At 70.1% G+C, this 21,040-nt stretch carries 14 protein-coding genes and 1 pseudogene; 8 read left to right on the plus strand and 7 right to left on the minus strand.

The genetic code is table 11. From position 1 onward, the window contains the following. Positions 1 to 48 precede the first annotated feature (48 nt). The 3 genes from LV75_RS12485 to LV75_RS12495 form a co-directional block, all read right to left on the minus strand. Positions 49 to 399 carry a DUF1801 domain-containing protein gene (locus LV75_RS12485; protein WP_253887031.1) on the minus strand — a complete coding sequence of 117 codons (351 nt, stop codon included), beginning with the start codon at positions 397 to 399 and terminating at the stop codon, positions 49 to 51. A gap of 27 nt (positions 400 to 426) precedes the next feature. Further along, positions 427 to 1,068, minus strand: a complete 642-nt coding sequence (locus tag LV75_RS12490; RefSeq protein ID WP_253887032.1) for a DUF998 domain-containing protein — start codon at positions 1,066 to 1,068, stop codon at positions 427 to 429. 392 nt (positions 1,069 to 1,460) lie between these two features. Then, positions 1,461 to 5,723: an nSTAND1 domain-containing NTPase gene (locus tag LV75_RS12495; protein WP_253887033.1), complete on the minus strand. Its 4,263-nt coding sequence runs from the start codon at positions 5,721 to 5,723 to the stop codon at positions 1,461 to 1,463. A gap of 131 nt (positions 5,724 to 5,854) precedes the next feature. Here LV75_RS12495 and LV75_RS34895 point away from each other — a divergent pair, with 131 nt between their 5' ends. Together LV75_RS34895 and LV75_RS12500 are read left to right on the plus strand one after the other, a co-directional pair. Next, positions 5,855 to 5,977: a hypothetical protein gene (locus LV75_RS34895; RefSeq protein WP_301319100.1), complete on the plus strand. Its 123-nt coding sequence runs from the start codon at positions 5,855 to 5,857 to the stop codon at positions 5,975 to 5,977. Positions 5,978 to 5,992: 15 nt separating this feature from the next. Then, positions 5,993 to 7,069, plus strand: a complete 1,077-nt coding sequence (locus tag LV75_RS12500; RefSeq protein WP_253887034.1) for a ThiF family adenylyltransferase — start codon at positions 5,993 to 5,995, stop codon at positions 7,067 to 7,069. Here the strand turns inward: LV75_RS12500 and LV75_RS12505 are convergent. Beyond that, positions 7,047 to 9,122: a tetratricopeptide repeat protein gene (locus LV75_RS12505; RefSeq protein WP_253887035.1), complete on the minus strand. Its 2,076-nt coding sequence runs from the start codon at positions 9,120 to 9,122 to the stop codon at positions 7,047 to 7,049. The genes LV75_RS12500 and LV75_RS12505 overlap by 23 nt on opposite strands. A gap of 337 nt (positions 9,123 to 9,459) precedes the next feature. Between LV75_RS12505 and LV75_RS12510 the strand changes: the two genes are divergently transcribed. Further along, positions 9,460 to 12,336, plus strand: a complete 2,877-nt coding sequence (locus LV75_RS12510) for a S8 family serine peptidase (protein WP_253887036.1) — start codon at positions 9,460 to 9,462, stop codon at positions 12,334 to 12,336. Positions 12,337 to 12,528: 192 nt separating this feature from the next. On the opposite strand, the gene LV75_RS12515 is transcribed toward LV75_RS12510, so the two are convergent. Further along, positions 12,529 to 13,428, minus strand: a complete 900-nt coding sequence (locus tag LV75_RS12515; protein WP_253887037.1) for an XRE family transcriptional regulator — start codon at positions 13,426 to 13,428, stop codon at positions 12,529 to 12,531. A gap of 121 nt (positions 13,429 to 13,549) precedes the next feature. On the opposite strand from LV75_RS12515, the gene LV75_RS12520 reads away from it, so the two are divergent. The 4 genes from LV75_RS12520 (at position 13,550) to vanX (ending at position 17,545) form a co-directional block, all read left to right on the plus strand. Further along, positions 13,550 to 14,515 carry a helix-turn-helix domain-containing protein gene (locus LV75_RS12520; protein ID WP_308210933.1) on the plus strand — a complete coding sequence of 322 codons (966 nt, stop codon included), beginning with the start codon at positions 13,550 to 13,552 and terminating at the stop codon, positions 14,513 to 14,515. A gap of 396 nt (positions 14,516 to 14,911) precedes the next feature. After that, positions 14,912 to 15,904, plus strand: a complete 993-nt coding sequence (locus LV75_RS12525) for an NAD(P)-dependent oxidoreductase (protein ID WP_253887038.1) — start codon at positions 14,912 to 14,914, stop codon at positions 15,902 to 15,904. Between the two features lies 1 nt (position 15,905). Continuing rightward, complete coding sequence (vanA, locus tag LV75_RS12530) at positions 15,906 to 16,940, plus strand: D-alanine--(R)-lactate ligase (protein ID WP_253887039.1); 1,035 nt, start codon at positions 15,906 to 15,908, stop codon at positions 16,938 to 16,940. Next, positions 16,937 to 17,545 carry a D-Ala-D-Ala dipeptidase VanX gene (vanX, locus tag LV75_RS12535; RefSeq protein ID WP_253887040.1) on the plus strand — a complete coding sequence of 203 codons (609 nt, stop codon included), beginning with the start codon at positions 16,937 to 16,939 and terminating at the stop codon, positions 17,543 to 17,545. The genes vanA and vanX overlap by 4 nt, the downstream gene beginning before the upstream one ends. Positions 17,546 to 18,476: 931 nt before the next feature. On the opposite strand, the gene LV75_RS12540 is transcribed toward vanX, so the two are convergent. Together LV75_RS12540 and LV75_RS12545 are read right to left on the minus strand one after the other, a co-directional pair. Then, positions 18,477 to 19,592 carry a sensor histidine kinase gene (locus LV75_RS12540; protein ID WP_253887041.1) on the minus strand — a complete coding sequence of 372 codons (1,116 nt, stop codon included), beginning with the start codon at positions 19,590 to 19,592 and terminating at the stop codon, positions 18,477 to 18,479. Further along, positions 19,585 to 20,271, minus strand: coding sequence for a response regulator transcription factor (locus LV75_RS12545; RefSeq protein ID WP_253887042.1), 687 nt, complete (start codon positions 20,269 to 20,271; stop codon positions 19,585 to 19,587). Before LV75_RS12545 ends, LV75_RS12540 begins: the two co-directional genes overlap by 8 nt. Before the next feature lie 324 nt (positions 20,272 to 20,595). Between LV75_RS12545 and LV75_RS35875 the strand changes: the two are divergent. Further along, positions 20,596 to 20,874, plus strand: a pseudogene (locus LV75_RS35875) (carbohydrate-binding protein); the annotation flags it as partial. Between the last annotated feature and the right edge of the window lie 166 nt (positions 20,875 to 21,040).

Genomic DNA, 21,040 nt, shown 5'->3' on the forward strand with positions numbered 1-21,040 from the left:
CGCCCGGCAAGGCAGGCCCACGTCCGGTGGGCCTGCCTTGCCGCTGTCTCAGGACTGCAGTTCGCGCACCTGGTGCAGCCAGCCGGTGAACAGCTCCTCGTCGACCTCGGCGAGCGCGGCGATCTTGACCGAGGCCATGCCCTGGGCGCCCGCGACCAGCCGCCCGGACGGGTCGGTGACCTCCTGCCCGCGCCACAGGCCGAAGGTGACGTACTTCGTGTAGGCCTTGACCAGGCAGACCGGCTGCTTGCCCGGGGCCGCCCCCAGGCTCCACACGGGGTGGCCGTGCCACAGGGCGCCGGTGCCCGGCACGACGGTCTCGATCAGCGCCGCGAGCTCGTCGGCGATCTCCTGCAGGTGTGCGGGCAACGTGGCGTTGTACTCGGCGACGGTGGTCATGATCCGGTGTCCTCTCGGGGGTCGGCGTCAGCGCGATTCGGCGGCGACGGTGGAAACCCACGCCATGGCGGTGATCGCGCCGATGGCAAGGGTGAGACTGCCGGCAGGGCCACCCGACATCGCCCACAGGTCCCCCACGAGCAGGGCCGTGCCCGCGACCAGCGACAGCACGGCGTGCGCGCGGCGGCCGGCCCGGGAGTACGACCGGGCGAGGACGTAGCAGGTGGCGATGAGCGAGATGAAGGCGATCGACCCCGCTGCCATGTGACCGAGGTCGTGCCAGGTCAGCACGCCCGGTCCGGCGCCGAGCGGGAAGCCGTTGCCGGGGCTCATCGTGAACACCCCGGCGGCGATCATCGCGATGCCGTTGACGCGGATCAGCCTGGGCGCCCACACGCTGCTGAGTGCTCGGGCCAGCCCGCTCGCGCCGAGGACCGTGAGCAGGCCCGCGATGACGAAGTTCAGGATCTGCAGCCAGCCGAGGTCGCCGGTGGACAGGAGGCTGAGCGGGTGTCTGGTCAGGTCGAACCCCGCGCGGGTCGCGGCCTGGGCCAGGGAGACCGCCGCCCACAGCGGTGCGGCGACGGCGCCGCAGGTGAGCAGGGCTCGGGTGGTCGTGCTGCGGTTGATGGTCGTCGCGGGGCGGGTGGGGGCCTGGGTGGCGGTCATGGCGGTGACCCTTTCGATCGGCGGTTCCTGCCCACCCGTCGCCCGGGCCGATGTGACAGGGAATGCCCGATCGGGTGATCTTCCCGGGGCGCTTCGGCCCTGACCTCGGCGGTGAGTTGTCCACAACCCCGCGAGTTGTCCACGGACTTCGGCGGTCCCTGGTTCGAGGCGGGGGCACTGGTAGACTGGGCCTGGGGACGCCCCCCGGGTTCGGGTGGGGGCACGGCGCGTGGCGTTTGCGGTTGCGGCGCTGGTTGTCGGCGTTTGTGTGCTGGTGTGGTTGGCGGTCCCGGTGTGGCGTCGCTGGGCTGTGGTGCTGGTGTGGGGGAGCGTCGGAGGCCTGCTGTGGCGGGGCTTTCCGGGGAATGGCTGGCGTCCACGGGGGTACGGGGTCAGCAGCCGAGGGTGAAGGGGTCGTCGGGGAAGCGGGTTCGCCAGGTGTCGGCGCGGTCGAGGCCCGCGGTTTCGGTGCAGATCCGCTCGATGGCCAGGTCGAGGTCGACGTCCCAGAGGCGGGCGCTGGTGTCGTGGCTGCCGGAGGCGAGGACCCGGCCGTCGCCGCGGAAGGAGAGGGCGGAGATCCGGCCGCCGTTGCCGCGCAGGGCGGCGGTGATGGTGGGGGCGCCCGGGTCGGACACGTCGAGCAGGAAGACCCCCTTGTCCATGCCACCGGTCGCCAGTTGGCGCGGGTTGGTCGGGTTGAAGGCCACCGCCCACATGGAATCGATGTTGCCGATCAGGCCGACCCGTTGAGCTGTGGTCGGGTCCCAGAGGCGGACGGTGAAGTCGGTGCTCGCCGAGGCCAGCAGTTTCCCGTCCCCGCTGAACGCGACCTTGTTCACCGCGTCGATGTGCTCGGCGAGCGTCGCCCGGGGGGACCGCGGATCCGCGACGTCCCAGAGGTGGACCTTCGTGTCCATGGCGCCGGTCGCCAGGGTCTTGCCGTCCGGGCTGAACGCCACCGAGGTCACCTGCGCGGTGTGTCCTATGAGGACGTGGCGGACCTCGAACGACGGGACGTCCCACAGGATCACCCGTTCGTCACCGCTGCCGGAGGCGAGCATCGTGCCGTCCCGGTTGAAGGCGAGGGCGGTGACGTGGCTGGGGTGGTCGTCGAGCCGGTGCAGCAACACGGGGTTGGCCGGGTCCCGCACGTCCCAGATCCGCAGGGTGTGGTCCCAGGACCCGGAGGCGAGCAGGGTGCCGTCGCGGTTGAGGGCCACTGAGGAGACGTTGTGGTCGTGGTGGATGCGTGTCGGGTACTGCTTGGGGTGGTGGGGATCGCGGACGTCCCACAGGCCGACGGTGAAGTCGTGGCTCGCCGTCGCCATGAGCGCCCCGTTCTCGCTGTAGGCGACGTCGTCGACCAAACGGGTGTGCACGGCCATGCCCGTCCGTTCCAGCCCGGAGATCTTGGCAGCGCCGCGGATCCCCACACTCGCCACGGTCGAGCCTTTCGGGTTGAAGGCGACCCCGTGCACCGCGCCCTCGAACCGCGTCACGAACAAGGGCCCGGAGGGTTGCCTCGGGTCGCTGATGTCGCGCACCGCGACGGCGTTGTCGTTGCCCGCGCTCGCCACCAGCTTTCCGTCCGGGCTGAAGGCGACCGCCAGGGTTCGCCGCCACCCGCCGATGCTCTCGGACAGCTTCTCCGGGTGCGCGAAGTCCCTGACGTCCCACAGGAGGGTGGTCGAGTCGTACCCGCCCGCCGCCAGCAGCCCGTTGTCCGGGCTGAACGTGACCGAGGTGGCCACGTCCAGGTTGTCCGGCGCGATGACGGCTGTTCCAGGATCCGCCATCGCGAACAGCCGCACGTTCCCGTCAGCGCCGCCGGTGGCCAGCACGTGGTCGTCGCTGGTCAGCGCCACCGACCGAACCCCGGCGCCGTTCTCGATCGGCCGCACCAACCTCGGCACCGCCGCGATGTCCCACACCCGCACCCACCCGTCGAGGCTGCCGGTGATCAGGCGGCCGCCCCGGTCGAACGCGACCGAGGTGACCGCTTGGCTGTGGCCGGTCACCTTGCGCGGTGGCCGTTGCGGATCGCCGACGTCCCACAGCAGCACGGTCTGGTCGGCACTGCCCGCGGCGAGGGTCCGCTTGTCCTGGCTGAACGCGATGGACGTGATCGCCCCACCGCCCGCCAGCCTGCCGATCAGCACGGGCGTGCGGGGCCGGTCCAGGTTCCACAGCTGCACGGTCCGGTCGTCCCCGCCGGTGGCCAGCAAGGAGCCGTCGCGGCTGTAGGCGACCGCGTTCGCGGTATCGGTGTGCCCGGGCAACGGCGTGTTGTAGATGTCCTGCAGTGCGCCCATGATCGCGCCGCGCGCCTCCATGGTGGGGTCGACGCGGTACCCGGCGAGGGCCACCTGCGCGCTCGCGGCCGAGTCGGAGGTGGCCAAGCTCGCCGAGTACCCCGCGGAGTCCCTGGACACCGTCTCGGCGTGCGTCTGGGCCGTGATCACCCGGATCTTGATGGTGTACGCGGAGCCGCCGAGCGCCACCAGGGCCAGGACGGTGACCAGGGCGACGAGTTGGCGCCGCCGTCGCACCTTGCGCTTGGCCGCGGCGAGCGCGTCGCGTTCGTGCTGGATCGAGTGGTCCAGGAACTCCACGGCCACCCGGGGCAGGACCCGGCGCTCCGGGTCGGTGTCGGCCCAGGGCACGACCCCGGCGAGCTTGGCGGGCCGGTACAGGTCGTGCGGGTGCCTGCCGTCGCGGTCCCACGCCTGGGCGGCCTCGACCAGCCGCTGGCGGGCGAGCAGCCGTTCGCGGTCCTCGTCGATCCAGGACCGCAGCAGCGGCCACTCCCGGATCAGCACCTCGTGGGTGAGCTCCGCCGTCTTGCCGTCCACGGTGACCAGCCGGGCCCGGGTGAGCTCGCGCAGCACCTGCTGGGTCGGCTCGTCGGCGAGGTCGTCGAGCGGGACCCGGCGGCGGGTGTCGTCGCTGCCGTCACCGATGACGACCATGGACAGCAGCAGGCGCTTCGCCGCGTCCCGGCCCGCGTCGTCAAGGTCGTCGTAGGTGCGGTTCGCCTGGTCTTTGATCGCGCCGATACCGCCTGCGGCCAGGTAGCCCTGGCGGGTCAGCGTGTTGTCGGTCTGGTTGCGCCAAGTCGCCTCCAGCGCGTACGACAGCAGCGGGAGCTGACCGCCGGTGTCCGTGCGGCCGGTCGCGGCGAGGTCGCGGATGCCCAGGTCGTGCAGGATCGACTCGACCAACCCGGCCTCGATCTCCATGCCCGCCGCGGGCGCCTCGATGGCTTCACGCAACTGCTCGACGCTCATCCGCGGCAGGATGTAGTTGCTCTGCAGCGGCGCTGTCAGCTCCGGGTGGGCCATGCAGTGGCGGAAGAAGTCCGCGCGCATGCCGATGACCACGACCGTGGGGTCGGCGTTGTGCGGAAGAGCTGCCAGCGCCTGGATGAAGTCGTGCCGTTCCTGCTCGTCGGCGCAGAGGGTGAAGACCTCCTCGAACTGGTCGACTACGACGACCCGTACGTCCCCGGGGTCCAGCGCCAACCGCGCAAGCGCCGCCGTGAGCTGGTCACCGGGGTCGGCCGTGGGGGTGAACACCACCGCGCGGCTCTCCTGCGCCCGCCCCCGGATCGTCAGGCGCTGGTGCAGCCCCGGGATCAGCCCGGCCCGCAGCAGTGACGACTTGCCCGCGCCCGACTCGGCGATGACGAACAGCGGGGCCGGGTTGGCCAGCCGGTGGTTGAGCAGGGCGATCAGGTCCTCGGTCTCGGTGTCACGGCCGAAGAACCGGTCGGCGTCCTCGGTGTGGAACGTGGACAACCCCAGGTACGGGCACTTCGGGCGGTCGGTCACCGGGGTCGCGGTCCCGCGCGGCAGGGGCAGCATCGCGTAGGTGGCCCCGGGATCGGCGATGATCCGCTTGAGGTCCGCCTGCCCCGGCTGCGTCAACTCGACCCCGAGGTCCAGCCGCGTGAGCGCCCAGTCGACGAACGTCTGGATCTGCTGGTTCGATCGTGAGAGGGCATGCGCGCCCAGCAGGATCAGGCCCTCGGTGGCGGATTCGTCGGTGATCTGGTGCCGGATCGCGGTGGCGGCCTCGGCGGCTGATTCGGGGTCGCCGAGCATCAGCAGTTGCCTGCAGTAGAGGGTCAGGACCTGATCCAGGCGACTGCGGATCGTCACACGTGCCGACGTCGCCCACGACGACACCACTCCGGTCAGCGGTGGCCCGGTCACCAGGTCGAGCGCTTCGCGGCAGACCCGTGCGGCGTCGGCGTGCGCGCCCGCGGTCGCCAGTCGCTTGGCCTCGCCGTAGGCGTTGATCACCTGGTGGTAGTCGACGAGTTCCTGGCTGATGCGCAGGGTGTAGCCCCGGTCGCGCGTGCCGACGATCAGATCGTCGCCGCCACCGGCGCGGGAGAGCTCCTTGTTGAGCTCGCGCAGGTACTTGGTGGTGGTAGCCGGAGCGGGGTCATTTCCGGCCCACACCCGTTCGATGAGCACGCTGTGCGGAACCAGCCCACCGGACTGCCACGCCAGCGCGGCCAGGATCTCCCGGCCCTTGGTGGCCGTGATCTCGACGTCGGTGCCCGTGGCGCGGGAGCGCAGCCGCACGTCGCCGAGCAACCGGACCTCGACCAGTGCCCGCTCGGTCGCCAAGCCCTGTTCTAGCACCAATTTTCCCGCCTCTGACCTGTGGATTCCGGGTTCGCATCCGCCTTGGCACCCGCTTTGGGGCCCGAGGTGGTCCCGACTCTTACGGCCAGTGCGGCGGGATCGACCGCCGCGGTGCCGAGGAGGCGGACGTGGGAGAACAGCAGGCGGTCCAGACGACGGACACCGCGCAGCAGGTGGGTCAGGTGCCCGTGCTCGACATCGGCCCGGTCGAACCTGGGTTGACCTTCTGCCCCCGCAACACCCAGGCCTGAGCCGGAGGACAGCCGATGCGACCCAAGGTCAAGATCGAACACCGGCCGGTCCGGTACGGCACGGACCTCGTGCACCTCGGCGGGATGGCCGCCGTCGCCGACCCCGCGGGGTGGGTGTGGGCGTTGCTGGAGTTGCTGGACGGCACGCGCACGGTCGGCGAGGTTGCCGCTGAGCTCGCCCGCCAGTTTCCGGACCGACCCGCGAGCGCGGTGCGGGCGGCGATAAGTGAACTGTGGGCCCGTGGCCACCTGCTCGACGCGGACGCACCGGCCCCGCCGGAGCTCTCGGTGGGCGAGGTGGAGCGGTACAAGGCAGGGGTGTCGTTCGCCGACTGGGCGGACAACCGGCCGCGCGCCAGCCGGTGGGCGACTCAACTGCTGCTCAAGCAGGCGCGGGTCGCGGTGATCGGTGTCGGCGGTGTCGGCAGCATGGCCGCCTGGGCGCTGGCGGTCTCGGGGGTCGGGCACCTGCATTGCGTCGACCACGACGTGGTGGAGCTGTCCAACCTCAACCGGCAGGCGCTCTACACCGAGTCGGACCTCGGGCGGCCGAAGGTCGAGGTCATCGTGGAGCGGCTGCGTGCCCGCAACTCCGACATCGAGGTGAGCGGCGAGTTCCGCCGGGTCGACGGTCCGGCGGCGGTGCGCGCGCTGGCCGTGCGCTCCGACGTCCTGCTGCTGGCCGCGGACACGCCTGGGGAGATCGCCGGCTGGGTGGACCGGGTGTGCGCGGAGACGGGGACCGCTTGGGTGCGTGGCGGGTACCACGGTCCCCAGCTCAGCATCGGTGTCTTCCGGCCGGGCGCGGGGCCGTGCCACAACTGCCTCCACGCCGAGCAGGACGCCCGGCAAGCCGCCGCTGCCGAGACGCCGTGGTCGCCCGGCGTCGGGATCCCGGCGCCGCACTCGGCCAACGCGATCAGCACGGGCATCACCGGGCTCATGGCGGCGGAGGCGGTGCAGGCCCTCATCACCGGTGTTCCCGCGATCCGGACGAACTGCCACTACGGTCACAACCTCCTCGGGGGCTGGGATGTTCGGGGACTCGACGCGCCAAGTCCGCACTGCCCTAACCGTCATCCGCGGCCTTGAGGTGGTCGTGCAGGCTCGGGCGCGGCGCATCGAACGCGAGGAGGATGTCCGCCGCCTCGCTGAAGCAGCGCACGGCTTCGTCGCGGTGGTGCAAGTGGTAGTGCAAGCGGGTCATGGTCATCAGGACCTCCGCCAGCTCTTGGTCCCACCCGGCGCTGACGCGGTAGCAGGCCTCTACTTCCCGGCACAGGTCGAGCGCGCGCTGGTGGTCACCAAGCCCCTGCAGGGCGACCGCGATGTTGTGCCGCGCGTGCGCCACTCCCGGTGGGGACCCGAGGGCGAGTCGGAACGCGAGCTCGTGCTCGGCGTGGTCGAGGGCTTCCGCGTGTCTGCCGAGCTTGGTGGTGATCACGCTGAGGTTGGCGTGCACGGCTGCTTCGACCGAGCCGCCGCGGACATCGCGCAGCAGTGGCAGGGCTTGGCGGTAGTAGGGCTCGGCGTCCGCATGCCGTTCCTGGAGTACCGCTGTGCGTCCGAGCGCGCACAGTGCCTCGCCGCGCAGGATGGTGTCGCCGACACGCTCGGCCAGCGCGTAGGCGTCGCGGTGGTCGGTGTCGGACTTGACCCAGGACTCCATTTGCTGGTGGGTGTCGCCGCGCCGGATGCGGAAGGTGATCTCGAATGTGGTCGCACCGCAGGCTTGTGCCGCGGCGATGCCTGCCGTTTCCGCCTCCGCGCGCACGCGCAGGGTCGCGCGTGGTCGGGTGGCCAGGAACCGCATCGCTCCGGCGATCGCCATGGTGAGCGGGTGTGCTTCGAGCTGCTCGGTGAGCCGCAAGGCGGCCTGCAGGGTGGTGAGCTCGGTGCTCAACCAGGTCAAGGCTTCCGCCCGGTCCCGCACGACAGCGGGTTCGTCGACCTTCGCGAGATCGATCACGAGCGAAGCGTTGCCGGGGAACAACAACCGGTCGGCGGCGGTGGCGGTTCGGGCATACCGAGTGAGCACGGCCATCGTGGCCGCACGTCGGTCCTCGGCGGTCTCGTCGCGTTCCGCGCACTGGGCGGCGTAGGCGTGCAGGAGGTCGTGCGCCTGGTACCGCTCGCGGCCCGACGGCTCGACAAGGTGAAGATCGGACAGCGCCACCAGGTGCCGGGTCGCTTGTGTGGAGCCGAGTCCGGTGAGAGCGGCCACGGCCAGGACGCTGAACTCGGTGCCCGGGTGCAGGCCCAGCCTGCGGAAGGTCCGCGCGAGCGGCGGGGCGAGCGAGGTGTAGGACCACTCGAAGATGGTCCGGATCTCGCTGCTGCCGTCGCTGAGCCCGTTCACCGCGCCCGGGTCAGCGGTGATCTCGGCGATGACGTCCGCGACCCGCAGGTCCGGCCGGACCGCCAGGTGGGTCGCGGCGACCCGCAGGGCGAGCGGTAACCGCGCGCACGCCCGAACCAGGTCGCGCGGCTCGATGTCGCGCGCCCCGACGATCCCGCGGACGAACGCGGTGGACTCGTCGTCGGTGAGCAGCCCCAACGGGATCCGGTGCGCGGCTTCGGTGATCACCAGCCCGGTCATGGCCCGTCTGCTGGTCACCACCGCCAGCGACCCGGGCGCCGCCGGGAGCAGAGGCCGGACCTGTTCGGGGCTCACCGCGTTGTCCAACAGGACCAGCACCCGCCGCCCGGACAGCATTGAGCGGTACAAGGTGGTCTGGGTGTCCAGATCGGCCGGGATCCGCTCTTCCGCGATCCCCAACGCATAGAGGAATGAGGAGAGCACGAGGCCGGGCGCGAGTGGAGCGCTAGGACCGTGACCGCGCAGATTGGCGAACAGCGTCCCATCGGGGAATCGGTCTTGTACCCGGTGCGCCCACCGCACGACCAGGGTCGTCTTGCCGACCCCCGCGGTCCCGTCGACTGCCGCCACAGTCGCGCTTGGGCTGTCCAATAGCGCGTCCAGTGTGGCCAATTCCCGCGCCCTGCCGACGAAATCCCGCACTCCGGCGGGGGATTGGCGGGGCAACGGCACGGTGTCCGGCCGTCCGATCACGACCTGGTTGATCGTGGTCGCCTGCACCACCGAACCCGTCACGCCACCGGCGACCTCGTTGCGCGCACCCACGGGCCCAGTCTCGTGCCACAACCGGGACGTGAGCCCGCCCGGTGCTCGTCCACCACCCGGTCGGCGGAAGGAAAGCACGCCATGGGGGAGTGGGCGATACCGGCGGTAGTTGTCGTGGTGCCACGCCCTGTCCACTTTCTGTCCGTTCTGGGCGGCCCACGTCCAGTCGGTGGGGACGGGCTGCCGACGGTGGAAATCTGTTTCGTGAAACCGGCTCTGACCTGCGGGTCGGTTTCGGGAAAATGTCGTAACAGGGACGCGGAACAGAACACTTCAACCGTGTTGGGCTTGCCGACTAATTTCCGGATTCCAAGCTCCACACGAAGAGGAGTAAGCAATGCCCTGCAAATCGAAAACGTTACTGGCGGCCGCCATGGCGCTGGTCGCGGTCGCCGCGGCGGTGGTGATCACGCCAACGGCCTTCGCCGGTGAACCCGAGGGTTCGGTCCGGGTGGCCGCCAAGAACCCCGTCCCGGGGGTGTACTTGGTCAAGCTCAAGGACTACGCGGGCGCCGCGTCCTCGACCAGCCGCGCGCAAGCGCTGACCGACCAGTACGGCGGCACCGCGACCCACACGCTCGACCGGGTCATGCGCGGGTACGTCGCGGAGAACCTCGACGAGCGGGCCGCCCGCCGCCTCGCGGCCAACCCCGAGGTCGAGTCGGTCACCCAGTCCGGCACCTCGCACGCCGCCGAGACCCAGACCAACCCGGTCAACTGGGGGCTCGACCGCGTCGACCAGCGCGACCTGCCGCTGGACAAGAAGTACACCTACTCCGACACCGCGGGCGCGGGCGTCAACGTCTACATCGTCGACACCGGCATCCGCTACACGCACACGGAGTTCGAGGGCCGCGCGAAGTTCGCCGCGGACTTCGTGCAGCCGCCCACCAACGGCAACGACTGCGACTCGGCCAAGGCCGGGCACGGCACGCACGTGGCGGGCATCGTCGGCGGCAAGACCCGCGGCGTGGCCAAGAAGGCGAACCTGTTCGCCGTGCGCATCCTGGGCTGCCAGTCCTCCGGCAAGGACACCGACATCGTCGTCGCGGCCGAGTGGTTGGCCAAGAACGCGGTGAAGCCCGCGGTGGCGAACATGAGCGTCTACGCCGACGACCCGACCATCGGCGTGGACGCCATCAAGGGGTCCATCGCCGCGGGTGTCCAATGGGGACTGATCACCGGCAACAACGGCGGCAACTCCTGCGACTACGGCCCGGGCAGCCGGGTCGACACCGGCGTGCGGACCGGCAACTCGACCTCGTCGGACCAGCGCGCGGGTGACTCCAACGACGGCGCCTGCATGGACGTGTTCGCGCCGGGCAGCAACATCGACTCGTCGATCAACTCCTCGGACACCGCCTACGGGCAGAAGTCCGGCACCTCCATGGCCGCCCCGCACGTGACCGGCGCGCTGGCGCTGCGGTTGGCCGAGGCGCCGTCCTCGACGCCCGCGGACCTGAAGAAGTGGATCGTCGACAACGCCACGACCGGCAAGATGACCAACATCCGCGCGGGCACGCCCAACCGGCTGCTGTACATCCCGAGCGCGCCGCCGTCGACCAACGACTTCTCCATCGCGGCGAACCCGGCGTCGGTCAACGCCAACCCGGGCGCCTCGGCGACCAGCACCATCGCCACCACGGTCGTGCGCGGCTCGTCGCAGAGCGTCGCCCTGTCCGCGAGCGGCCTGCCCTCGGGCGTCACCGCGGCGTTCGACCCGACCTCGGTGACCGCGGGCAACTCGTCGAAGCTGACCCTCTCGGTGTCCTCCAGCGCGACCCCGGGCACCTACAAGGTCACCGTGACCGGTAAGAGCACCGACGCCACCCACACCGCCGACGTGAGTCTGACGGTCAACGGGACTGTTCCCAACGACTTCAGCCTCGGCGCCAGCCCGAGCAGCGGTTCCGTCGCGGCCGGGTCCTCGGCGTCGACGACCATCAGCGCGAACGCGGTTCGCAGCGCACGCAACGACGGCCTCACCGACGGCACGTCCGGCACCGCATCGGGTCCCGGCGTGATCAACGGGTCGCCGACCACGGTCGCCAAGTACCCGTTCATCATCTCGCAACACCGCACCGGGGGCGTCCGGCCGCAGGAGCAGTCCTGCACCGGCTCGGTCGTGGCGAAGCGGGCCGTGCTGATCGCGGCGCACTGCAAGTTCTCCCAGGGCGACCCGAAGTACCTGGTGTACGGGCGTGACGACCTCAACGCCACCAACACCGGCACCCGCGTCGAGATCGAGGAGTACCGCACCCACCCGAGCTACGACGCCAACGACGGCTGGCGCACCGGCTTCGACGTGGCGGTCATCTTCACCAAGTCCGACATCCCGGTCCCGGCGGGCTACCAGTTCCCGTCGATCGCCAAGTCCGGCGACAGCCTGCCGCTGGGCAGCAAGGGTACCGCGATCGGCTACGGCAAGACCGACGCCAACGACGCCAACAAGAACGCGCTGCTGCGCGAGACCGTGCTGCCGACGGTGGCGGACCAGAACTGCGCGAACATCAACTCGCAGTTCGACGCCCGCTACATGTTCTGCGACGGCTTCGGCAACGGCAGCACCGGCCTGTGCCAGGGCGACTCCGGTGGCCCGTACTTCCTCAACGGCAAGATCTGGGGCGTGTTCTCCTGGCTGCGCACCGACTGCGCGTCCTACAACGCCCACGGCAAGCTGTGGGGCGTCATGGGCGACTGGGCCAACGCGCAGATCGGCGACACCCCGAACCCGCCGACCGGCGACATCGCCCTCTCGGCCAGCGGGCTGCCCTCGGGCGCGACGGCGTCGTTCAACCCGACCACGATCGGCGCGGGTGGCACCTCCACCCTCACGGTCAGCACCTCCGCGTCCACGGCCGCCGGTGAGTACCGGATCACGGTCAGCGGCACGCGGTCCGGGGTCACCCGCACCACGGTGTACACCCTGACGGTCACCGGCGGCGGCAACACCCCGCTCACCGTGACCAACCCCAACGCGCAGACCAGCGTCAAGGGGAAGCCGGTCAGCCTGCAGATCAACGCCAGCGGCGGCAAGGGCGGCAACCGCTTCACCGCCACCGGGCTGCCCGCGGGCTTGAGCATCAACGCCAGCACCGGGTTGATCACCGGCTCACCGACCACCTGGGCGAACTACCACCCGACGGTGACGGTGACCGACAGCTCCGGCGCCAAGGCGAGCGCCACGTTCTACTGGTTCGTCTTCCAGTACTAGCCGGATCCGGACCGCGGCCGGGTTCCCACCCGGTCGCGGTCTGTCCACAATGGCTTCCGGTGGCGGATCGGCCCACCGCGCTCGGTCCTGGCGCGGTGGGGAGTGTCGTGGCAGTGGCAGGGACTGCGGGCATTCACACCGATCCGCGTCGGGTAGGGCGGGCGGGCACCTGAGGTCCAGGGTGCCCGCCCGCTACCGCTCCCAGCGCACGCCGACGGTTCCGGGGCGGACCGAGGGCGCGACCAGCGACGTGGTTCCCGCCGCCCCCAACCACAGGTCTTCGACGTGCTGCTCGGGTCCGCGCAAGCCCGCCCGGTCGTAGCGGCGGACCCGACCGGGCGGGGTCCCGACGAACCGCAACTGCACGGTGTAGAGGCCGACCGGGCGGGAGAACCGGCGGTACACGTGGTCGAGCGGTTGCCCTTGCGCCAAGCGCAGGTCGTACTCGATCACGGTGTCCTCGCCGCGGTTGAGCGGGCGGTCGAACAGGAACTCCGCCACCATCGACCGGCCCTCCGGGGCGCCGCGGACCCGACCCAGTCGGGCATAGGCGACCCCGAGCAGGTCGGGCGCGCCGAACACCGGGTCGTCGGTCTCGTGGCACACCACGCAGCGGTCGACCCGGTCGGCGGTGGCGCGGAGCACGAGCCGGGTCCGCTGCCTGCGTTCGCCGGTGTGCTCGTCGATCACCAGGGCGTCGCTGACGCCGAGGTAGTCCAGCTGCCCGTCCGGGGTGGCCTCCAGGCCGGTGAGCAGGCGCCCGCAGGACGGCCACAACTCGCGCCTCGACAGCGTGCCGGGTGGCCGGGTGCCGCGCCCCCGGGGTTTGCGGCCGCCGAGCAGGGCGACCAGCGAGGCGGCGGGCAGCCCCAGGACCTCCTCCAGCGCGCTGAGCGCGACCATCGACTCGGCGCGCTCCGGTCTGCTGCGGCCGCTGCGCCAGTACGAGATCGCGGTGCGGCTCACCGTGATCCCGCGGTCGGACAACCTGCCGCACAAGCGTTCCAGGGTCAGCCCGGACGCCTCGATGGCGGCGTCCAGCGCCACCTCGAACGGTCCGGTCCGCAGCACCCGTCGTACGTCGGTGTTCATCGCCCAACTCCCGGTCGGCCCATCGGCGGGGGAAGGCCACCAAAGTAGACGTCCGACGGCGCCGCGAGAAGGGCACCGCCGGCCATCGGCCAGATGTGGCCACCGGACCTACACTGACCCGGTGGACCCCCTCGACGTCGACTTCCTCGAGCCGATCGGCCTCGGCCCGGCGGAGGGGGCCGTCTACCTGGAGCTCCTGCGGCACCCGCGGGCCGACGCCCGCCACCTCGCCGCCGAACTGGAGCTCTCCGGCAGCGGCCTCACCCGAGCCCTGGCGAACCTGGTCGACGCGGGCCTGGTCGCCCGGCTCGCCTGCCGCCCCGCCCGCTACGTGCCCGCGCCCCCGCAGGTCGCCCTCGACGCCCTGGCCCTGCGCCGCGCCGAGGACCTCGACCGGCTCCGCGCGACCGCCCGCAGGCTCGCCAGCACCTACGAGCAGGCGCCCCGCGGCGCCCCCGGTGATCTGGTCGAGCTGATCGAAGGCGGCCCCGCGGTCCGCCACCACATCGCGCAGCTGCAGCTCGCCGCCCAGGAAGAGGTCCTGATCGTCGACTGCCCGCCCTACCTCGGCGGCGCCCCCGAACTCAACATCACCGAACTCCAAGGCCTGCGCCGCGGCGTCGCCTACCGCACGATCTACCACCTCCCGGTCCTCGACGACCCCGACCGCCTCGCCGAGGTCACCACCTACACCGAGGCCGGTGAGCAGGCCCGCGCCCTCCCGGACGTCCGGCTGAAGATGATGATCGCCGACCGGCGGGTGGCCCTGCTCCCGCTCAGCTTCGACGAGTCCGAGACCGGCGCCCGCATCGTCGTGCACCGCTCACCGCTGCTGGTCACCCTGGTCGCCTGCTTCGACCTGCTCTGGGAGCGCGCCACCCCCATCGGCACCGCCCTGCGCGGCACCCACCGCGACAAGGAGATGCTCGCCCTGCTCGCCGCTGGCCGCAAGGACGCCGCGATCATGCGCTCCCTCGACATCACCCAGCGCACCATGACCCGCCGCATGTCCGCCCTGCTGACCGAACTCGACGCCACCACCCGCTTCCAGGCAGGTGTCCAGGCCTCCCGCCGCGGCCTGGTCTGAGCCGCTGCCGCTGGCCAGTGGCCGATCTCGATGAGCCTGCTGGTCGGGTCCTGTCCGAGTGACGGGTGCGCGCCACCCCGACCCATCGAACCCGACCGACACGACCGCCTTTGCCGCTGGCCTCGCCCGGAACCACTGTGGATCGAACCGGGTATCGCCGGACCTGACCGCCTACCGGGATTCCCTGGAACGCCTGTGCTGGCAAGGCGCCGACCTGGTTACCACGACCCTCGCGGCACGGCGGTGATGGTACCCATCGCCGACCGGCGCCAGAGGGCGCGGGAATCCCGCCGGTCAGCCAGTTCCGGCAACGGCTCCGTCGCGCGACGGAGTGTGTCGTCGGCGTATCAATAACCGCATACGACCCCGCAACGCCGTGCTGGCTTGACTCGGCACATGCTCCATAGCGACCCAGCGCGAGCGGCGGACCGGCGCTCCGCGTCCCCGGGTGTCCCGAACGTGGGGATCACCGTGTACGGCTGCGGCCGGGATGAGGCTGCCTTGTTCCGGGCAGAGTCGCCGCGCTTCGGTGTTGTGCCGACCATTACCGGCGCGGCCGTGTCCGAGGCCACCGTCGACCTGGTGTCCGGCGACCGGTGCGTCAGTGTCGACCACAAGGTCCGGATCCCGAACGCGACGGTGCTCGCGTTGAGCCGGGCGGGCGTGGCTTACATCTGCACGAGGAGTGTCGGGTTCGACCACATCGATGTGAGCTACGCGGCGAGCGTGGGGATCCTGGTGGAGAACGTCATCTACTCGCCCGACAGCGTGGCCGACTACACGGTGATGCTGATGTTGATGGCGCTGCGCAATGCCGCACCGATGGTCAGGCGAGTGGATGTCCACGACTACCGGTTGAACGACACCCCCGGGCGGGAGTTGCGCGACTTGACCGTCGGGGTGGTCGGGACGGGGCGCATCGGCGCCGCGGTGGTGGACAGGCTGCGTGGTTTCGGTTGCCGGGTAATGACTTGTGGCAAGCGCCGCGCCGCACTTGACCAGTTGCTGTCGCTGTCCGACATCGTCACGCTCCACACGCCACTCAACGCCGAGACCTACCACCTCTTGGATGGTCGTCGTATCGCGCAGATGAGGCCCGGGGCGATTGTCGTCAACACCGGACGCGGTTCGCTCATCGACACGGACGCCCTAGTCGCCGCACTGGAGGGCGGCGAGTTGGGCGGCGCTGCGCTGGACGTCCTTGAAGGGGAAGAGGGGGTCTTCTACGCGGATTGCGGGGACAAGCCCCTCGGGAGCGCGTTGATGAAGCTGCAGGGGATGCCGAATGTGCTCATCAGTCCGCACACGGCTTACCACACTGATCACGCACTGCGGGACATCGTCGCCAACAGCCTCTTGAACTGCGTGAACTTCGAAAGAAGGATGTGACATGCACAGGGTGAAGATCGGGATCGTCTTCGGGGGAACCTCTGAGGAGCACCCCGTTTCCGTCAAGTCGGCCCAAGAGGTCGCCAAGCACCTCGACACCGAGAAGTACGAGCCGTTCTGGGTCGGGATCACCAAGCGCGGCGCTTGGCAGCTGTGCGACGGGCCGGGGGTGAACTGGGAGGGGAGCGGCAACCGCCCGGTCGTGCTGTCGCCGGACCGCGAGTACCGCGGGTTGCTGGTCCTGAACCGCGGGCGGTACGAGGCGATCGGCTTGGACGTCGTGCTGCCCGTCCTGCACGGCAGGCTCGGTGAGGACGGCGCGGTGCAGGGATTGCTGGAGCTCTCCGGAATCCCTTACGCGGGCTGCGATGTGCAGAGTTCCGCGCTGTGCATGGACAAATCCCTCACCTACACCGTCGCCAGGAGCGCGGGCATCGCGACGCCGAACTTCTGGGTCGTCGGCGACGGGTTCGACGCGGATCGGTTGACATACCCCGTCTTCGTGAAGCCCGCCCGCTCGGGGTCTTCCTTCGGCGTCAGCAAGGTGTCCACAGTGGAGGAACTGCCTGCCGCGGTGGAGCTCGCACGACAGTATGACTCGAAGGTACTGGTGGAAGAGGCCGTCGTCGGCAGCGAGGTCGGGTGTGCGATCTTGGGAACCGACCTCGACCCGGTCGCGGGTGAGGTGGACCAGATCACCCTGTCGCACGGGTTCTTCAAGATCCACCAGGAGAGCGACCCGGAGAGCGGCTCGGAGAACTCGACGGTGACCGTGCCCGCCGACATCCCGGCGGAGTCGCGCTGGCTGGTCCAGGCGACCGCGCGGGCCGTGTTCCGCGCGCTGGGCTGCCAGGGCCTGTCCCGAGTGGACATGTTCCTGAAGGAAGACGGAACGGTGGTGCTCAACGAGGTCAACACCATGCCCGGTCTGACCTCGTACAGCCGCTACCCGAGGATGATGGCGGCCGCTGGGATCCCGCTCACCGACGTCATCGACCAGATGGTGTCGCTGGCCCTGGCGGGCAAGTCCCAGTGAACAACGACTTCGCCCACGTCGACGAGCTGCTGCCCGGAACGCGCTGGGACGCCAAGTACGCCACCTGGGACAACTTCACCGGCAAACCCGTGGACGGCTACCTGGCGAACCGGATCATCGGCACAACGGCTTTGTGCGCGGCCCTAGGCACCGCACGGGAGAAGGCCGCCTCCCACGGCTTCGGCCTGCTCCTCTGGGACGGCTACCGCCCACAACGCGCGGTGGATGCCTTCCTGCGCTGGTCGACCCAACCTGAGGACGGCCGGACGAAGGCACGGCACTACCCGAACATCGACCGGACGGAGATGTTCGAGAAGGGCTATGTGGCCAGGAAATCCGGTCACAGCCGAGGAAGCACCGTAGACCTGACGCTGTACCACCTGTCCACCGGTGAGCTCACCGCAATGGGCGGCGACCACGACCTGATGGACCCGGTGTCGCACCACGGGGCACCGGGCATCGGGGACCTCGAGTCGAGCAACCGCCACCACCTCCGCTCGATCATGGAAGCCTGCGGCTTCAGGCCCTACGAAAACGAGTGGTGGCACTACACCCTGCTCGACGAGCCCTACCCCAACACCTACTTCAACTTCCCCGTCAGCTAGTACCGCACCCAGCCCACCTCCCGCGAGCCCCAGCCCCGGCATGCGCAAGATCATCTGCCCCAAGAGCCCCCGATATACAGCTTACCGAGGGAACCCGACAAAACCGGGGCAGCGATCACAGCCTGTGGACAACAGAGCCCGTTGTGGACAACCACCTACCCTTGGATTGTTGGTGCCAGGTCCACCCCGTCGAGCAGTTGGCACCGGCGGCTCCGCGGAGCGCGGGGCGGGGGATGCGGTCGGGGCAGGGCGGCTGGGTTGTCCTGCCCGCCTCGTGCAAGATCATCTGCCGCAAGAGCCCCTGATATACAGCTTACCGAGGGAACCCGACAAACCCGGGGCGGCGATTGGGGCCTGTGGACAACAGAACACGTTGTGGACAAACACCTCGCCAGCCCAACCCGGACCCCTGGACACGCGGAAACCGAGGTGCAATCCCAGCCCACCGAGTCGGCCCTGCCAACCCAGCCCTTGGACACTCAGACCCTGCGGTGCCAACTGGCCTTCCGTCAGGTCCGCCCTAGCCCACCTGGCCGACCACCGGACACTTGGACCCGACGGTGCCAGCCCGCCCCCCCCGCCAGATCCGCCCCCAACCCACCTACCCAGCCCGTGGACAGTCGGAACGGCCGGTGCCATCCCAGCCCACCCTCGCCAGCCCTGCCAGCCCTGCCAGCCCAGCACCTGGACAGTCGGAGTCGCTGGTGCCAAATGCTCGATGGGGCGAACTTGTTTTGCGTTGGGGGACGGCACCCGTAGCGTTTCCGCGCGGCAGGGCCTGCTTTTGGGCCCCTGCTTTGCGGTTCTGCGTCGGGTGTTGTAGGGGCCCCGCGCAAAACAAGTTCGCCCCATCGAGCTCGTCGCATTGCCGCGGACCGGACGCCGAGCTTGCCGCCAGGCGACGAGGCCGACCCCGCACCCCTCCACCACCTCAACCGTGCCCGAGCTCCCGCTCACAACGCAACCGCACACTCACACGCAGCCCCCCACCAACCCGCGGCGTCAGCGTGAGCGTCCCGTCATGGGCCCGCACGATGCTGTCCACGATCGCCAACCCCAACCCAACCCCCGCGTGATCCGAGCGCACCCGACCAGTGCCGCGCTGAAACGGCTCCGTCAGCGTCGACACCAACTGCGGGCTCAACTTCGCTCCCGTGTTCTCAACGGTGAGCACCACAGCCTCGGAGTACACATCCGTGCTGACCCAAACAACCCCCCGCTCAGGCAGATTGTGGACGATCGCGTTATGCACCAGGTTCGCCGTCAATTGCGACAGGAGCACGTAAGAGCCGCTGGTAGGAGCCAGCTCCGCGGAGGTCTCAATAGTCACGCCGTGTCGTTCGGCGAGGGGGAGCAGTGTCTCGGTGGCCTCCTCCGCGGCCAGTGACAGGTCGACGTGTTCGCGGGTGAATGAGCGTCGGTTGGCGCGGCTGAGCAGGAGCAACGCCTCGGTGAGGTCGGTGGCCCGGGTGTTGACGAACTGCAGGCGGTCGAGCAGGGCGCCGGTGTCGCGGTTCGGGTCGTCGCGGGCCACCTCCAGCAGTGTCCGGGTGATCGCCAGCGGGGTGCGCAGTTCGTGGGAGGCGTTGGTGGCGAACCTGCGCTGCTCGGCGTCGTGCGCCTCGATCCGGGCCAGCATGGTGTCGAAGGCGTCGGCGAGTTCGCGGAACTCGTCCTGCCTGCCCTCCAGGTGGATCCGGTGCGCGAGCGACCCGTTCGCGGCCAGGCGCGTGGCGTTGGTGATGCGCACCAGCGGCGCGAGCATGCTGCCCGCCAGGACCCACCCGCCGAGGAGGCCGAGGACCAGCAGGACCGCGAGCGCGATGGCCGCCTTCGGGACAAAAGCGGCCTGCAGGTCGGCGCGGTCCGGTATGGACATCCCCGGCATCCCGGGTGCGCCCGGTAGGGCCGCGTCGATCACCTCGGGGACGTAGCGCAGGAGGAACACCCAGACCACGGCGAGCAGCAGGGCGCCCGCGACCATCAGGAACCCCGCGTAGCTGAGGGTCAGTTTGAGCCGAACGCTCGCGCCGGGCCGCCTACCCACGGTCGGGCCCGGTCGCGGGCGGCGTGTCGATGCGGTAGCCCACGCCCGCCACGGTGGCGATGAGCCACGGTTCGCCGAGGCGTTTGCGCAGCGCCGAGACCGTGATGCGCACGGCGTTGGTGAACGGGTCGGCGTTCTCGTCCCACGCCCGCTCCAGCAGCGCCTCGGCGCTGACCACACCGCCCTCGGCGTCGACCAGGACCTCGAGCACGGCGAACTGCTTGCGGGTGAGCGCGACGTAGCGGCCGTCGCGGTAGACCTCCCGGCGGAACGGGTCCAGCCGCAGACCGGCGACCTCCCGCACCGGGGGCCGGTTGTGCGCGCGCCTGCGGTCGAGCGCCCTGAGCCGCAGGACGAGTTCCCGCAGCGCGAACGGCTTGGTGAGGTAATCATCGGCGCCGAGCGCGAAGCCGGTGGCCTTGTCGTCGATCCGGTCGGCCGCGGTGAGCATCAGGATGGGCATACCGCTACCGGCGGCGATGATGTGTTCGGCGATGTCGTCACCGGAGGGCCCGGGAATGTCGCGGTCGAGCACGGCGATGTCGTAGGTGTTGATCCGCAACAGCTCTAGAGCGGTGTCCCCGTCCCCGGCGATGTCGGCCGCGATCGCCTCCAGGCGCAGCCCATCGCGGATGGCCTCGGCCATGTAGAGCTCGTCCTCGACGACCAGCACGCGCATGCCCAGATGCTACGAGCCCGCCCATATCGTCGTCGTATCGACGCTGGCACCCGCCGGTGCGCAAGATCGTCCGCCGTCCGATCTCTCGATGGTCGACGCAATTGCCCGCCATTCCGGCAACACTTGTCAAGTGCGCCGCATTCGGACGTGCGTTACCGTGCTGAAACTTCCTCCGTGACTCCCGCCTGCCAAGGACAGGGGCTCCGGCAAACCCTGGCGGTGCATACCTCTAGATCACTTTCCCCATCACTTCGGGGGCTTGTGGCAAGAGCCGCCAGCGGGCAACTATGGACACGGACTGTGGATTTTTATGATAATCACTGTATGTGGAAGATTTCTTTATCATCGAGATTAACGCGGCCCCAGAGATTGGTGATCGCGGGCGTTACCAGTATTGCCGTTGTGGTGGCGACGACGCTCGCGGTCGGTGGTAGCGGGCTGGCCTCGGCCGCGCCGTCGGCCGCCGCGCCGTGCACCGCCCCGGCGTGGGCCGAGGGCACCACCTACACCGCCGGGACCAAGGTCACCTACCAGAACCGGCTCTACAGCGCCCAGGTCACCCACACGGCGTGGCCCGGTGCCGGGTGGAACCCCGCGGCGAGCAAGTCGTTGTGGAGCGACCAGGGTGCTTGTGACGGCAACCCGACCACGACCACGACGACCACCACGACCCGGCCGACGACTACCACCACCACGACCACGACCCCGCCCACCACGACTACGACCACCACAACCACCACCACGACGACCACGCCGCCGACCACGACGA

The sequence above is a fragment of the Actinokineospora diospyrosa genome, assembly GCF_024171925.1.
Lineage (GTDB): Bacteria > Actinomycetota > Actinomycetes > Mycobacteriales > Pseudonocardiaceae > Actinokineospora > Actinokineospora diospyrosa.